Raw genomic sequence first — 15873 nt, 5'->3', positions numbered from 1 at the left:
TAGAGTATGGTATCGGTGCTTCTGGCATCCTATAACGGAGAAAAATATATCAGAGAGCAGATGGATTCCATTCTGAACCAGACCTTTCCGGACTTGAAAGTAGTGGTTTCCGATGACCTTTCTACAGACAGAACTCCTGCCATTATCAGGGAATATGAGGAACAATATCCCGACCGTGTAAAGAGCCTGAAAAATGAAGAAAGTTCCGGCAGCGCCCAGAACAACTTTTTCCGCCTTCTGTCGGCTGTGTCAGACGAATATATCATGCTTTGTGACCAGGATGATGTGTGGATGGCCGATAAAGTGGAAATTACCCTTAAGGAAATGAAACGGCTGGAAGCTGATTATGGAAGGGATATTCCTCTTCTGGTTCACAGCGATCTGTCGGTTGCTGATGAAAAAGTCCAGGTTCTCCATAAGTCCATGGCTGAGCATCAAAAGATTGCAGTCCATGATAACAGGCTCAGTCATTATCTGGTTGAAAATAATATCACAGGTAATACGGTTATGATTAACCGGGCCTTTCTTCCCCTTCTCGCCCACAAGCCGGAAGAATGCGTGATGCATGACTGGTGGCTTGGACTTTTGGCAAGCTGTTTCGGGAAGATTTCCTATATTGACCGGCCCCTGGTTCTCTATCGCCAGCATGGAAGCAACCAGCTTGGTTCCCAAAGCGGCATCGAGCAGTATGCAAACCGGTCCCATAACAGGGAAAAGATCCGGGAAAATTACAGGAAAATGTTTAAGCAGGCGGAAGTATTCTTAAACCGCTATAAAAAAGATTTGTCTGTAGAACAAAGAGAGATTCTGGAACGTTTTATCCAGATCCCAGATAAAAGCCGTGTGGGAAAAATTTATACCATATGGAAATACAAGTTGATGAAAAGTACTTATATCAGAACCTTGGGGCAGATGTTTTCCATCTAAGCTCGGTAGAAGGACTGAAAATATACTTACAGGCATATTTTTACGATCTAATATGGGCAAGGAAGAGGAAGCGCCCCATGGGCAGCTATATGCCCTAAAGGCATAGGCAAGAAAGAGGAGGCAGCTACTATGCCCAAAAGGGATAGGTAAGAAAGAGGAAGCGTCTCGCGGGTATATCACTATTGCCAAAAGGCATGGGCAAGAAAGAGGAAATTAAAGGAGATTGGCATATGATACCGGAAGAAAAGGAAATATTGGTAACGAGGGCTTCCATGCCTTCTTACGAAGAATTTATAGAAGAGATCAAACCAATATGGGAAACAGCCTGGATGACCAATATGGGAGAATTTCATGACAAACTGAAAGATGAGCTTAAGGACTATTTAAATGTTTCCAATCTTTTACTGTTTGTTAATGGGCATATGGCTCTTGAGATGGCTCTTCAGGCCATGAACTTAACCGGAGAAGTGATCACAACCCCATTTTCCTTTGCTTCCACCACCCATGCAATCATAAGAAACAACTTGACTCCTGTGTTCTGTGATATCAGGGAAGATGATTACACCATAGATGTTGATAAGATCGAGGCTTTGATTACGGATAAGACCTCTGCCATTTTACCGGTTCATGTATATGGAAATGTCTGTGATGTTGAAAAAATCCAGCAAATCGCGAAAAAACATGATTTAAAAGTAATTTATGATGCGGCCCATGCTTTTGGGGTGGAAGTCAATGGAAAAGGAATCGGAGCCTGTGGAGACGCTTCCATGTTCAGTTTCCATGCCACAAAGGTTTTTAATACCATTGAAGGAGGAGCGGTTGCCTTTCATGATCCCTCTTTGGAGGTTTTGCTTAATTACTTGAAAAACTTTGGGATAACCGGCAAGGAATCGGTGGAGTACATAGGCGGAAATGCCAAGATGAACGAGTTCCAGGCAGCTATGGGAATCTGCAACCTCCGTCATGTGGGTGACAATATAGAACTGCGCAGGCAGATCACAGAGCGTTACAGAGAGCGGCTGTCAGGAATCCCCGGAATACGTCTGATTCCGCCGAAGGAAGGGATAAAACAGAATTATGCTTACTTCCCGGTGGTATTTGACGGATTTTCCCAGACCAGAGATGAGGTGTATGAACTGCTGGCCTCCCACCATATTTTTGCACGAAAGTATTTTTACCCCCTGATTACTGATTTTGAATGCTATCGGGAAAGATTTGCCGATGTATGCCTTCCAGTGGCCAAAAAGGCGGCCAACAATGTGTTGACACTGCCTCTTTACGCTCAGCTTTCTTTAGAAGAGGTGGATCGTATCTGCGATATTATTATAAGCGGGAAGTAGGGAAGACGTATCATCATTCTAAAAGTATGGTAGAAGATAGGATACACTCTGCGGACATACCGCTATACCAAAATGCATGGACAAGGAAGAGGAAGCGCCCTACGGGCATACCATCATGTCCAAAAAACATGGACAGAGAAGAGGAAATTATGAACACAGCACTGGTAACCGCGATTGGATCATTTTCTGCGGACATTGTAATTAAAAATTTAAAAAAGAATGGAATCCGCGTTATTGGATGTGACATTTATCCGGGAGAATGGATTGCTGATTCCTCTAACGTGGATTCCTTCTATCAAGTTCCTTACGCTACAGAAGGAAAAACATATGCGGATAAGATTCTGGAAATCTGCATACAGGAAAAAGTGGAATTCATTCTGGTTCTGACCGATGTGGAAGCCGATGTATTAAACGGTTTCCGCAGGGAATTCCAGCAGTCAGGAGTCATCTTGTGCCTGCCTTCCGAAGAAACCTTAAGCATATGCCGGGATAAGAGAACGTTTTTCCATTTTTTAACCTCAGAAGGTACCGGAACTCCGATTCCTACTCTGGACTTAAAAGAAGCTGACCCGGAGGCCCTGACCTATCCTGTGGTTGTAAAGCCTTATAACGGCAGAAGCAGCCAGGGACTTTCCTATATCCGTTCAAAAAATGAATTGAAAGCATTTCTGGAACAGGAAGGCCTGGATGACTTTATCGTTCAGCCATTTTATAAGGGAAGCATCATCACTGTAGATGTAGTAAGAAAGTCCGGTACAGGAGAAACGGCAGTGGTATGCAGAAAAGAGCTTCTGCGGACTCCTAACGGTGCAGGAACTTCAGTAAAGGTATTTTCTGATTCCCATCTGGAGGAAATGTGCGAAAAGATCGCCTCCAGCCTTGGAATCAACGGATGTGTCAACTTTGAGTTCATCGAAGGAGAGGACGGAACCCATCACATGCTGGAATGCAATCCCCGCTTTTCCGGCGGAGTGGAATTTTCCTGCATGGCAGGATACGATTTTGTCACCAACCATTTAAGGTGCTTTACGGGTGAGGCTCTGGACAAAAGAGGGCCTATCAGGGAAATGTATATTGCCAGAAAATACGAAGAATATATTACAAAGATCGAGGAAGAGAAAGGCAGAGACCAATGAGCGGTTATTCCGGTTCTACCATCATGGCCAGCATAAACTGCGTCACCTACAACCACGCAGCTTATATCCGTCAGGCCCTGGATAGTTTTCTGATGCAGAAGACAAACTTTGAATACGAAATCCTGGTTCACGACGACGCTTCAAATGATGGAACCGGGGAAATCATAAAAGAATATGCCGAAAAATACCCGGATAAAATAAAGCCTCTGATTCAGACAGAAAACCAGTATTCCCAGGGAATTGACAACATCAGCGGAGCATTTAATTTTCCCCGTGCCAGAGGCAAATACATCTTCATGTGCGATGGAGACGATTACTGGATATCTCCGGATAAGCTTCAAAAGCAGGTGGACTACATGGAAGCCCATCCGGAATGCACTCTCTGCATTCACAGCGCCAAAATCGAACTGGTAGGAAAGGCTGTGACCGAAGGCCAGATGCGCCCTTACCGGGGAAACCGCATGATTACACCTGAGGAAATTGTGGATAAATCCTCCGGCTATGCCATGTCCTCCATGGCATTTCCTGCCCGCCTGGTAAAAGAACTTCCGGATTACTATGTGGACTGTCCCGTAGGGGACACCCCTATACAGATGATGGCTGCCGCAGCCGGATACGGTTACTACATGGATGAGCCTATGAGCGCCTACCGTGTGGGTGTTGCAGGTTCCTGGACTGTGGAAGGGAAGAGCGGAGACTACAGGAAAAAGCAGCAGCAATACTGTGAGCGCATGAAAAAGGTATATGAAGAATTTGACATTGCCACAAACGGACGCTTTCATAAAGCTTCTGAAAGTGCCATGAAAAGGACTTATTATCACACCATGGTCAACACCAGGCAGTTTAAGGAAATTGTGAACCCGGAATACAGAAGGTATTATAAGGAACTGACGCCCAGAACCCGTTTTTTCATCCAGCTCCAGTACCGAACCCCATGGCTTTATAATACCCTCAGAAAGACATTTTTGGGAAAAAAGTGAAGAAATTAAAATCAAAGAATGCCCCATACCGGCTGTATAAACCGGCATGAGGCATTTTCTCACGTCTATCAATTCAATTATTGAGCAACAGTAGGATCTGTCGGATCCCAGGTCTGGGTTTCCGGTATGATCTGCTCAATGGCCGGGCGCTCATAAGGTCCTGGTACCGGTGAATTGTAAATAGTTACAGTGGTTCCAATGGCACAATGATCATATATCCACTTGGTATCCATTGCCCTCAGTCGAATACATCCGGCAGATTCGGCAATGCTTAAAAAGTTATAGGTAGAAGGATCCAGTGTCATGTTGTTAGGCCTGCTGTAGAGCAGGGAATGAATCAGAAAACCTTTCCAGATACGGGTAGCATACTGGGTAAAGATTCCGTGGTTCATATCCCGCCACCGGTGCTTTTCCGGTGTCTTCCAAGTTCCCAGAGGGGTGTCCGGTCCGGTGGAAGCCAGGAAGGTCTTTACCGGAATGATAAAACCGTTGTCCCCGTCCTTGCCAAAAACGGTCATGGTGTTCATTTCTTTGTTGATGCTGATGAGAAACGGTCCATTTGCACCTACAATAGGCTCTAAATCTGAAAGCATTTTTCCTGATTCATCAAAATAATACTTAAAGCCGTCAATGTACTGCCATCCGGTGACCGGATAAGTGTCCTGGAAGTAATAACGTTCATTTCCGGACCATGCCCAGCCTGTGAAAGGAGTTTTATCCCCATTGAAATAACGGAGTTCTCCATTGATATCCCTCATCCCGTCAACGTCTGCGGCAATGAGAGGTCTTTCCATGGCATAGGGGAATTCTGAATTCTTGGCAAAGAATGCCATCCGAAGCCCTGTTATGTAATGGCCGGTTCCCATGGTTCCGGCAGTTGCGCCGTTCTTGGCCCAGTCGGTGGTGGTACCATCTTCTAACTGGGTAGTATAGTAAATGTCAAACTGGTTATTCACATAACCGGAAAAACGCATCTGTACTGCCTCGATGTTTACGTCATCGGGGTAGTTGGTGGTCTGTTGGCCGTTCATGACCCAGGGAGACCAGCCGGTGCTGGACGTATAAGTGCGGTAAAGTACATTTCCCACAATATTCGTTAAAAATGTGGATAATCCGTGAAAGCCCTGTCCCTCATTGGTGATCCAGGCATCATTGACAAAAGGCTGTGTCCAGTTTCCTCCTCCTGTCATGGCGGTGGTCTGAAGACGGGGGAAATTAGCCTTTAAGGCTTCCTGAGCTGCTCTTGTGGCTTCGTCTACGATGCCATCTTCGCCGCCTCCCTCTGCTTCTTTTTCAATAACTATCCCTGCATTTGCCAGGGCACTTTCTGCATCTTCAGTTGATATGCCTCCTACGGTACCTGCAGGCTGGTCAGCCTGGTCAAGGGGCTTGCCATTTTTAAATCCCGGTCCATATGCTTCTTCCGCCAACGCAATGGACGCTTGTCCGGAAACAAGGGCAGCCGTCAGACAGAGTGCTACCAGGCGGCGTGTCAGTTTACGCATAATTTAAAACCTCCTGAATTCTATAGATAAAAAATATACAAGATTACTTTAACATAATCATGGCCAAAATGCTATATAAGATTTACATTTATTGGCGGATATAGTACAATAAGGTGAAAATGCCAAAAGGAAAAAAGAGGGTAAAAGCCAGTATGTATCAGGAAAATATGAAAAAAAAGGTACTTTCCGGCCTCTTCTGGAAAGCGATGGAAAATGGGGGAACCCAGGGGATTCAGTTTCTCGTATCGGTTCTTCTGGCCCGGATGCTGACGCCGTCAGAGTCCGGAGAAGTCATGCTCATCATGATATTCATTTCCATTGGAAATGTCTTCGTCCAAAGCGGAGTTAACACCGCCCTGATTCAAAAGTACCGTGTAGATGAGACGGATTACTCGTCCGCATTTTATATCAGTGCAGCCATCGCCGTGATTCTTTACGGGGTTTTATTTTTTTGTGCCCCTGCCATCGGCGCGTTTTACGGACAACCTGTTTTCTCTCCGGTTCTCCGAATTCTTTCTGTAACTTTGTTTTTTGGAGCGGTCACGTCAGTCCAGTCCGCAGTGGTCGCCAGAAATATGGAATTTCGAAAGCTGTGCATGGCAAGTCTTTTAGCCGCCTCCGGCTCCGGTGTGATCGGCGTTGTTATGGCAGCTAAGGGTTTTGGGCTCTGGTCCCTTGCCATGCAGCAGTTTTTTTACAGCTTTTTTCTCATGGTGGTTCTTGGGGTTCTGGTAAAATGGCGTCCCAAGCTGATTTTTTCCATTGACAGGGCAAAGGGTCTGTTTTCCTATGGCTGGAAGATTCTCTGCTCCGGCCTGATTGATACCGTATTTACCAATCTATATGGACTTGTCATTGGAAAACAATACAGCTCCTACATGATGGGCCAGTATACTAGAGGAAACCAGTTTCCGGCTCTCATTGCCAATAACCTGGGGGCTGCCATTCAGTCGGTCATGCTTCCAGCCTTTTCCGCCTGTCAGGATGACAGGGAAAGGCTTAAGAGCATGGTCCGAAGATCCATTGTCACCAGCTCCTATCTGGTCTTTCCCATGATGGCCGGACTTATTGCAGTGGCAGAGCCTATGGTAAAACTGCTTTTGACAGATCGTTACCTTCCTTCCGTTCCCATGCTGCGGCTTCTGTGTGTGGCCTATGCCACCTGGCCCCTTCATGTGGCTAATTTACAGGCCATCAACGCATTGGGCAGAAGTGAAATATTCCTGAAGCTGGAGATCGTGAAGAAATGCGTCAGCGTAATCGCCCTTATTATCAGCATCCCCTTCGGCATTTACGCCATGGTGGGACTTCGGGCGGTAACTGATTTCGTCTGTACCTTTATCAACGCCTACCCCAATAAAAAGCTTTTGGATTACAGCTTTTCCCAACAGTGGAGGGACGTATTTCCTTCCCTCATCCTGTCTGCCATTATGTGTGCGGCTGCCTATGGAGTTCAATATATAATAGAAGGAACTCTTCTGACCCTGCTGGTTCAGATTCTGGTGGGAATTCTGGTCTACGGAGGCCTTTCCTGGCTTTTTAAGCTGGAAAGCTTTGTGTATCTGTGTACTACGGTGAAGAATTTAAAACATTAGACCAGGTCCAAGGTAATAATATTGTAAGTAAATACAGAATAACGTAATAAAAATGTTATTGTAAATATGGCAATACATGGGTATTATGGTAGAGTACATGAAATATGGCAGCATGGAGGGAACAAGAATGAATCATAAGAAGATAGGAAAAGGAATTGCAGGAATCCTGTTAATGGCTTCTATGTGTCTTATGGGCACATCTGTCTTATGGGCCGATACAGCAAATACAACAGATGCAGCAAGCGCCGCAGAGACAGGGTCAGAGAAGACGCCGGCAGTAGAATCTACCATCACTTCCTGTCTGGTGAACCCGGACAAGACCAGTGTGACGGTGAAAGCAGTCACTGAAGGAGATATGACCGGAACGGATGGAATGCTTTATCTGGTGGAGCAGCAGCCCTATCAGAAGGATTTAAACGGAAGAACCGACTATGCAGGAGCCATGCCCTTTGGAAAAGAGGTTACCTACAGTTTTTCCTTAAACCAAGGGACAAAAGATGACCGTTTATACAGCAGATTTGTAGTAGCTGTGTGGGATGGAGAAAAGTATATTGAGGTCAGCAAGCCCCATTATATCACCAATCCTGAGGCTGTTGCAGCAAATACGAAGCCATTTAACGCTCCCCTGACAAAAAAGGGTCTGCAGATCGAACTGAATATGCTGGCAGATGCTTTTGAACTGGGAGTGAAACATGCGTCAACCAACATCGCATTTCACCAGATTCTGGGTGAGGGAATTGAATATCAGTATGATGGAAAGACGTATCACTTCAGCAAACAGGTCATGGAAGGATATGACAGCACCATCAGTGCTCTTTCTAATAAAGGCATGACCATAACAGCTATTATTTTAAACGGCTGGAATGATGCCACACCGGATTTGATTTATCCCGGTACTAAAAAGTCCTCTAATGCATTTTATTACTTGTTTAACCCAGCCACGGAAAAGGGATTTGAGCAGACCAGAGCCATTGCTTCCTTCCTGGCAGAGCGTTACAACGGTTCCAATCCAAACCACGGAAAGATTTCCAACTGGATCATCGGAAATGAGATCAACAACCAGCAGTGGAACTACACCGGCCCATGGGATTTAAACAGCTATGTCCAGGCTTATCACGACGCATTCCGTATTTTTTATACGGCAATTAAAAGTGTCAGTGCTAATGACAGAGTATATTTCTCCCTGGATTACAACTGGAATAATGAAATTGATAACAAGTTAAAGTACGGCGGCAAGAATATTGTGGATACCTTTAATTCTATTACCGCTTCCCAGGGACAGATGGACTGGGGTCTGGCCTACCATCCTTATCCGGCTCCTATGATTGAGCCTGAATTCTGGGATGATGCAAATACAGGCTGGATTACTAACGACTTTAATTCTCCGGTTATCAACTTTGCCAACTTAAACCTTCTTACTGACTATATGGCCCAAACCCCTTTCCGGTCTCCTGCCGGTGATGTCCGCCATATCATTCTGACAGAAGAAGGATTTACAGCCACCAGTCCAACCAGAGGAGATGTTTCCCAGATTCAGGCTGCGGCATTTGCCTATTCCTATTACCTGGTTGACAGCAATCCTCATATTGATGCTTATATTTTAAGCCGTCAGGTAGATGCTCCTTTAGAAGTGCGCAGCGGATTGTCCTTCGGTCTTTGGGAATGCCGGATGGATCAGGGCGATCATATTGTTGCAACAAAGAGGCGGAAGATCTGGCAGGTATTCCGTAACATTGATAAAAAGAAAGACACCATAGAACTGACTGAGTTTGCAAAACCTATCATCGGAATTGAAAAATGGTCTGATGTGGTTCCAAACTTTAGATGGAGATCCATGGAATAATAAGAATAACGGTCCTTGCAGGGAGGTGAAAGCCCTCTGCAAGGGCTTTTTAAGTTTACTTTTTAAGAGATGTATTGTAAAATATATGGAGCATAAGAAGCTGGAACAACCAGTTTTCAGACATGCCCTAAGAGGAACGGAAATGGAACGAAAAAATATAGCCTGGAATATGGTGGGAAGCCTGGTCTATGCAGGCTCCAGCATGGTTCTTGCAGCTTTTGTCAATCACCTGGTGGGAACTGACAAAGGAGGGATATTCGCCTTTGCCTTCGGCACTTTTGGTCAGCAGATGTTTCTGGTGGCCTATTTTGGCATGAGGCCCCTCCAAAGTACAGATATCGGCAGAAGATATACCTTTGGAGAATACCGCCTGGCCCGCCTTGTGACCTGTCTGGCAGCGCTGGTTCTGGGAGTCTGTTACATTGCTTTTAATACAGTAAAACCTTCGGGTGGATATACTTCTGAGAAGGCGCTGGTGGTACTTCTTATGGTTCTTTATAAAGTACTGGACGGCTTTGCCGATGTATATGAATCGGAGTTTCAGAGAAACGGACACTTGTATCTGACCGGACAGGCCATGACCTTCCGAACTCTGCTGTCTGTGATCTGCTTTTTAGGCTCCCTGGCAATCACAAGGAATCTGGTCTTTTCCAGCGGGGTTGCGGTCATGTCCCAGGGTGCAGGGATATTGATATTTGACAAAAGAGCCGCAGGCCGCATTCCGGAGATTCAGTTTACGAAAGCCGCTGGAAGCCATTGGAAGCTTTTGCAGGAATGTTTTCTGCTGTTTTTATCAGTATTTTTGGATGGCCTTATTTTTGCCATGGCAAGGTATGGGATTGATGTCCATATGACTTCTGCGGATAACGCTGCCTTTGCAGCCATTTTTATGCCGACCTCAGTGATCAATCTGGCAGCCAACTTTGTCATTCGCCCCTTTTTGACCAAAATGTCCTTTCAGTGGGAAGAAAAGCAGTTTTTGGAATTTCAGTCCAGCGTAAAAAAGCTGACAGGGGTTATTTTAGCCCTTACAGCAGCAGCGTTGGCAGGAACCTGGTTTTTAGGAGTGCCTGTGCTGGGAGCCATTTACAATATAAATTTAAAGCCTTACAAGTCCGGCCTGCTTTTGATTATTCTGGGCGGAGGCTTGTTCGCAGTCATGAACCTGTTTTATTATGTGCTTGTTATTATGAAGAAACAGAAGCTGATATTCTGGGGGTACGTGCCTGTTTGCCTCCTTTCCTTTGTTCTTTCCTTCCGTTTGGTGAAGGTGGGAGGAATCAACGGAGGAGCCCTTTCCTATACGCTGGAAATGCTCATTCTCATGCTCTGCTTTATGGGTCAGGCTGTCCGGGTATTTGGAAAAGAGAAAAGTAAAGGGAGAAACATTGGGAGATGATGGATAAAGTTCTGGTAATAATACCTGCATACAACGAAGCTCTTAATATTGAACGGGTGGTAGGGGAAGTGATCAAAAACCACCCTGTGTTTGACTATGTGATTATCAATGATGGCTCTACCGATCAGACGGCGGATATCTGCCGGAATCACGGCTGGCGGATCATTGACCTTCCTATTAATTTAGGGCTGGCCGGTGCATTTCAGACCGGGCTTAAATACGCACACCGCCACGGATACCGGTATGCGGTACAGTTTGACGGAGATGGACAGCACCGCCCTGAATACATTCTCCCTATGAGGGAAAAAATGGATGAAGGATATGATATTGTCATCGGCTCCCGGTTTGTGTCTGAGAAAAAGCCGTTTTCCATGCGGATGCTGGGAAGTTCCATTTTAAGCGGTGCTATCTGGCTCACTACAGGGGTGAAGGTGAAAGACCCCACCTCCGGTATGCGCATGTTCAGTCATAAGATGATCAAGGAGTTTGCCGATGGGCTGAATTACGGGCCGGAACCGGACACCATTTCCTATCTGATCAAACAGGGGGCCAAGGTTTCTGAGATTCCAGTTACTATGGACGAGCGGATTCTGGGCGAGAGTTATTTAAATCCTGTCAATGCAGCCCGGTATATGGGAAAGATGCTGTTTTCCATTTTGCTGGTACAGAGCTTCCGCATTCGGAACCGGGGGTAGAAGAAGGGAGAACGAAAGATGACAGTTGCACTTCGAGCCGTTTTAATATGCGTTTCCATATTGCTCACATGTTATGTAATCAGGAAAATACGCCATTCCAAGATGAAAATAGAGGATTCCATCTTTTGGGTGATGTTTTCCCTGCTTTTAGTCGCATTCAGTGTATTTCCATGGGTGGCGGATATCCTTTCCCGTCTGGTTGGAACCTACTCCACCGCCAACTTTATCTTTGCCTTTATGATCTTTATTCTGCTGATCAAGGTATTTTCCCAGTCCATGAAGATATCCCAGCTGGACAGGAAGGTCACAGAGCTGGTTCAGCTTTTGGCTTTGGACCGGGAGGAGCTGGAGGCGGAAAAGGAGGGGAAAAAGCGTGAAGTCCATCATAAATAAAAAGGGATTGGCTTTAGTGGCAGGAACGCTGCTAGTTCTTGTCCTCCTGTTTTTTAAAACCTTTCCGGAAATCATTGTAAGAATACCCTCTCCGGAATATGAATCAGTACGGCGCCTTTACCGGTGGCTGCTTCTCTTTGGCAGCGGATTTCTCCTTTGCCAGGGAATCGCCTTATGGGTCCTGCCAAAGACGGGACAATGGCTGTTTCCCCTGACTGTGATTGCTCTGGGAGTGTTCTATATGTTTGTTCTTCCGCCTTTTTCTGCTCCTGATGAAGCGGTTCATTTCACCAGTGCTTACCGCCTTTCCAGCCAGCTTATGGGAAAACCGGCGGTGGCGGATGAGGAATTTCTGGCCCAGGCCAGTGAAGAGGAAAAGAAACGGATCAGCCGGGGAGCTAATGTTCTGGTCCGAAGCGGAGACGATGAATTTGAGTTTTATACCGAGGTGGGAAAAAATGCCTATAATCAGGTTTTCACCGGATTATTTTCCATGGATAAAAGCCAGGGGCTGACGGTCCGGTATGAAGTGCCGGTAAACACCATGCCTCTTGTATACCTTCCCCAGGCTGTAGGAATCAGCCTTGCCCGTCTCTTTCACTGGGGATACGTTCCCCTGATCTATATGGGAAGACTGATGAACCTGGTCTGCTTTGCGGCCATGGGCTTTTTGGCTGTCCGGATTATGCCCTTTAAAAAAGAGCTTTTTATGACAATTTCCTGTCTGCCTATGACCCTTCATCTGGCTGCTTCCTTTTCTTATGATACTGCATTTATCGGCCTTTCCATGATATTTCTGGCGTGGTGTTTCTATCTGGCATATGAAAAGAAAGAGGTAACTGTTAAGGATACCGTTATGTTAGGCCTGCTTCTCGTTCTTTTGGAGCCTGGAAAGATCGTATATCTGCCCGTGGCGGGGATTTGCCTTCTGATTCCGGCTTCTAAGTTCAGCACAAAGAAACGTTATTGGATTTCCGTGATTACGGTTGCTTCTGTTATGCTGCTGGCTGTATTTTTAGTGAACCGTCTGGTTCTTTCCGTGTGGGCTACGGAAACAGAAGGATATGTAAGCTGGAATGAGGCGGCGGGATATACCTTGCAGGATGTCTTTAATTGCCCTTATGAAATCTTTCAGATGTATTATGAAACTCTGGTCACTCAGCTTGACTACTATCTCACCACCATGGTGGGCGGCTATCTGGGGAATTTAGACAGCAGCTTGTCGGTTCCGTTCTTCTGCCTTTTGATTCTTTGGTACGGGCTGTTTGTCAGTGCCATAAGGAGGGAAGGAGAACCGGCTCCTATGACAGGAGGACAGAAGCTGTGGGTTCTGATTTTAGTATTCCTCAGTGTCTGTCTGATACTGGCCTCCATGCTGTTAGGCTGGACGCCAAGGGAGATGACATATATTACAGGCGTTCAGGGAAGGTATTTTATCCCTCTGCTGCCCCTTGTGCTGCTGGTGCTATTTGACAAGCGGCTGTCCACCAGCCTGGATTTGAGGAAAAGCGCCTGGTATCTGGAGTGCTTTGTGAGTATTTATGCCCTGATCCGCATTTGTTCGTCTGCGGTTCTGCGCTATTGATGGAAAGTAGAGGAAATGTGATGGAAGAGAAGATACAGGAAAGCCGGACAGTGGATGTGATCATCCCTGTCTATAAGCCGGGAAAGACCCTGAGACGCCTCTTAAAATGTCTGGGGGAGCAGTCCTATCCCGTAAGGCGTATCATTGTCATGAATACGGATAAATCCTATTGGAAGGAAGAGGATTACACCTGGGTTCCCAATCTGGAGGTCCATCATGTGACAAAGGCGGAATTTGACCATGGGAAGACCAGAAACCAGGGAGCCGGGTATTCGGAAGCGGATATTATGGTATTTATGACTGACGATGCGGTTCCGGCTGACAGGAATCTGATCGGTGCGCTGGTAAAGGGCTTTGATCAGACCGGAAGTCAGGGTGAAATGGTGGTCATGGCCTATGGAAGACAGCTTCCCAACCAGGATTGCGCCATGGCGGAGAAGTACACCCGGTCCTTTAATTATCCGGAAGAGAGCAGGGTTAAGACAAATGCAGATTTGACGGAACTGGGTATCAAGACCTTTTTTGCTTCCAATGTCTGCTGCGCCTATGACCGGGAGGCCTTTTTAGAGGCAGGCGGTTTTATTAACCGGACTATTTTTAACGAGGACATGATTTATGCGGGAAATGCCATAAGGCAAAGGGGACAGGCAGTTGCCTATGCGGCTGATGCAAGGGTATATCATTCTCACAATTACGGCTGTATTGCCCAGTTTAAGCGGAATTTTGACCTGGCCGTATCCCAGGCAGACCACCCTGAGGTATTTAAGGGCATCCGTTCAGAAAGCGAAGGAATCCGGCTGGTGAAAAAGACCTGTGCATGGCTTGTGGAACAGAAAAAACCATGGCTGGTGCCGGGCGTGATTGTAAAAAGCGGGTTTAAATATATGGGGTATCTGATGGGGAAGCGGTATAAAAAGCTGCCGGACTGGCTGATCTTAACATGCACCATGAATCCCATGTATTGGAAAACGGAAAATAAATAGAAATCCAAAGAAAATTGTGGTAAAATGCTACAAGTAAAAGTATGCACCAAAATATGCTGTTATTTAAAGAATGATTAAGAAAGAGGAAACTAATTATGGGAAAGATAAAAGTAACAGAATGTGGAATTGAAGGTCTTTATGTAATTGAGCCTACGGTATTCCCTGATTCCAGGGGATATTTTATGGAAACCTACAACCAGAATGACTTTAAAGAAGCCGGACTTAACATGGTCTTTGTCCAGGACAACCAGTCCATGTCAATTAAGGGCGTACTGCGGGGACTTCACTTCCAGAAGCAGTTTCCCCAGGGAAAGCTGGTGCGTGTGGTGAGAGGAGCGGTATTCGATGTAGCCGTAGATCTGCGTTCCTCTTCTGAAACCTATGGAAAGTGGTTCGGCGTGGAGCTTTCAGCAGAAAACAAGAAGCAATTTTACATTCCCGAAGGCTTTGCCCATGGATTCCTTGTATTGTCCGATGAGGCAGAATTCGCTTACAAGTGCACCGATTTCTACCATCCCGGAGATGAAGGCGGAATTTTATGGAGCGATCCTGAAATCGGAATTGAATGGCCGGTGGAGGAAGGCATGGAGCTGATTATTTCTGATAAGGACCAGAAATGGAGCGGGATCAGAGATACCTTCAAATTCTAATGAAATAGTGAGAGGAGAAAACCGTGAATTATCTGGTTTCCTTATTAAAAGAAATTATTACAAAGAGAAAATTAATACTGGATTTGTCAAAAGCTGATTTTAAGAAACGGTTCGTAGGCTCTTATTTCGGTATTGCTTGGTTATTTCTTCAGCCGTTAGCGACGATCATGGTATATTTTTGTGTGTTCCAGCTTGGATTTAAAAGTGCCCCTCCAGTACCGGGTTACCCCTATGTGCTGTGGTTGATTCCCGGTATCGTTCCATGGTTTTACTTCAGTGAATCATTGAACCTGGGAACAGGCTGCCTTCAGGAATATAATTATCTGGTGAAAAAAGTGGTGTTCCGGGTTGAAATCCTTCCGGTCATTAAGATGATTTCCTGTCTCATGGTTCATGGAATATTTGCAGTGGTAATGATTGCAATATTTCTTCTTTATGGCTTTATGCCAAGGATAAGCTGGCTGCAGATTATCTACTATTCCTTTGCATCCTCTATGCTGTCTCTGGGAATCACTTATTTCACCAGTGCCGTCAATGTCTTTTTTAAGGACATTAGTCAGATCGTAGGAATTTTTCTTCAGTTTGGCATTTGGATGGTTCCCGTTATGTGGGATCCGGATATGTTTCCGTCTGCACCGGCCTGGCTGTCTTCTGTATTGAAGATCAATCCTTTCTATTATATAGTGGCAGGATACCGCGACAGCATGCTGACCGGAAACTGGTTCATAGAAAGACCTAAGCTGGGCCTGTATTTCTGGGCCGTAACCATTGTCTTGATGCTTGCAGGATTAAAAGTATTTAAAAGGCTGCGTCCGCACTTTTCTGATGTGCTGTAATCGGCT

At 45.7% G+C, this 15873-nt stretch carries 14 protein-coding genes; 13 read left to right on the top strand and 1 reads right to left on the bottom strand.

Translation table 11 applies throughout. The annotated features are described in order from the left end of the window. Window positions 1-6 precede the first annotated feature (6 nt). The 4 genes from V7M78_RS02625 to V7M78_RS02610 all read left to right on the top strand — a co-directional run bounded on the left by V7M78_RS02625 (window position 7) and on the right by V7M78_RS02610 (window position 4383). Entirely contained in the window at window positions 7-927 is a 921-nt protein-coding gene (locus V7M78_RS02625) for a glycosyltransferase family 2 protein (RefSeq protein ID WP_333646155.1), read from the top strand. Between the two features lie 230 nt (window positions 928-1157). Then, the gene (locus tag V7M78_RS02620) at window positions 1158-2267 is read left to right on the top strand and encodes a DegT/DnrJ/EryC1/StrS family aminotransferase (RefSeq protein ID WP_333646154.1); all 1110 of its coding nucleotides are present in this window, start codon (window positions 1158-1160) and stop codon (window positions 2265-2267) included. Between the two features lie 149 nt (window positions 2268-2416). Further along, entirely contained in the window at window positions 2417-3403 is a 987-nt protein-coding gene (locus V7M78_RS02615) for an ATP-grasp domain-containing protein (protein WP_333646153.1), read from the top strand. Next, a complete protein-coding gene (locus V7M78_RS02610; RefSeq protein ID WP_333646151.1) occupies window positions 3400-4383 on the top strand; it encodes a glycosyltransferase family 2 protein in 984 nt (327 codons plus the stop codon). The genes V7M78_RS02615 and V7M78_RS02610 overlap by 4 nt, the downstream gene beginning before the upstream one ends. 77 nt (window positions 4384-4460) lie before the next feature. Here the strand turns inward: V7M78_RS02610 and V7M78_RS02605 are convergent, their stop codons facing one another. Continuing rightward, the gene (locus V7M78_RS02605; RefSeq protein ID WP_333646149.1) at window positions 4461-5888 is read right to left on the bottom strand and encodes a L,D-transpeptidase; all 1428 of its coding nucleotides are present in this window, start codon (window positions 5886-5888) and stop codon (window positions 4461-4463) included. 152 nt (window positions 5889-6040) lie between these two features. On the opposite strand from V7M78_RS02605, the gene V7M78_RS02600 reads away from it, so the two are divergent. The 9 genes from V7M78_RS02600 to V7M78_RS02560 all read left to right on the top strand — a co-directional run bounded on the left by V7M78_RS02600 (window position 6041) and on the right by V7M78_RS02560 (window position 15867). Further along, window positions 6041-7483 carry a lipopolysaccharide biosynthesis protein gene (locus tag V7M78_RS02600; protein ID WP_442914615.1) on the top strand — a complete coding sequence of 481 codons (1443 nt, stop codon included), beginning with the start codon at window positions 6041-6043 and terminating at the stop codon, window positions 7481-7483. A gap of 127 nt (window positions 7484-7610) precedes the next feature. Next, window positions 7611-9326 carry a DUF5722 domain-containing protein gene (locus V7M78_RS02595; RefSeq protein ID WP_333646145.1) on the top strand — a complete coding sequence of 572 codons (1716 nt, stop codon included), beginning with the start codon at window positions 7611-7613 and terminating at the stop codon, window positions 9324-9326. Between the two features lie 142 nt (window positions 9327-9468). After that, the gene (locus V7M78_RS02590) at window positions 9469-10725 is read left to right on the top strand and encodes a lipopolysaccharide biosynthesis protein (protein ID WP_333646143.1); all 1257 of its coding nucleotides are present in this window, start codon (window positions 9469-9471) and stop codon (window positions 10723-10725) included. Continuing rightward, the gene (locus V7M78_RS02585; RefSeq protein WP_333646626.1) at window positions 10725-11420 is read left to right on the top strand and encodes a glycosyltransferase family 2 protein; all 696 of its coding nucleotides are present in this window, start codon (window positions 10725-10727) and stop codon (window positions 11418-11420) included. Before V7M78_RS02590 ends, V7M78_RS02585 begins: the two co-directional genes overlap by 1 nt. A gap of 18 nt (window positions 11421-11438) precedes the next feature. After that, window positions 11439-11813: a DUF2304 domain-containing protein gene (locus tag V7M78_RS02580; RefSeq protein ID WP_333646141.1), complete on the top strand. Its 375-nt coding sequence runs from the start codon at window positions 11439-11441 to the stop codon at window positions 11811-11813. Beyond that, window positions 11794-13398: a DUF2142 domain-containing protein gene (locus V7M78_RS02575; protein WP_333646139.1), complete on the top strand. Its 1605-nt coding sequence runs from the start codon at window positions 11794-11796 to the stop codon at window positions 13396-13398. The genes V7M78_RS02580 and V7M78_RS02575 overlap by 20 nt, the downstream gene beginning before the upstream one ends. Window positions 13399-13418: 20 nt before the next feature. Beyond that, on the top strand, window positions 13419-14381 hold the full coding sequence (locus tag V7M78_RS02570) for a glycosyltransferase family 2 protein (RefSeq protein WP_333646137.1): 963 nt from the start codon (window positions 13419-13421) through the stop codon (window positions 14379-14381). 95 nt (window positions 14382-14476) lie between these two features. Next, complete coding sequence (gene rfbC, locus V7M78_RS02565; RefSeq protein ID WP_333646135.1) at window positions 14477-15031, top strand: dTDP-4-dehydrorhamnose 3,5-epimerase; 555 nt, start codon at window positions 14477-14479, stop codon at window positions 15029-15031. A 23-nt stretch (window positions 15032-15054) separates the two neighbouring features. Next, the gene (locus V7M78_RS02560; RefSeq protein WP_333646133.1) at window positions 15055-15867 is read left to right on the top strand and encodes an ABC transporter permease; all 813 of its coding nucleotides are present in this window, start codon (window positions 15055-15057) and stop codon (window positions 15865-15867) included. Window positions 15868-15873: the final 6 nt, after the last annotated feature.

The organism is Lacrimispora sp., assembly GCF_036758025.1.
GTDB lineage: Bacteria > Bacillota > Clostridia > Lachnospirales > Lachnospiraceae > Lacrimispora.
Note: the sequence above shows the minus strand (reverse complement) of the source record. Positions and strands in the feature narration are given on the sequence as shown.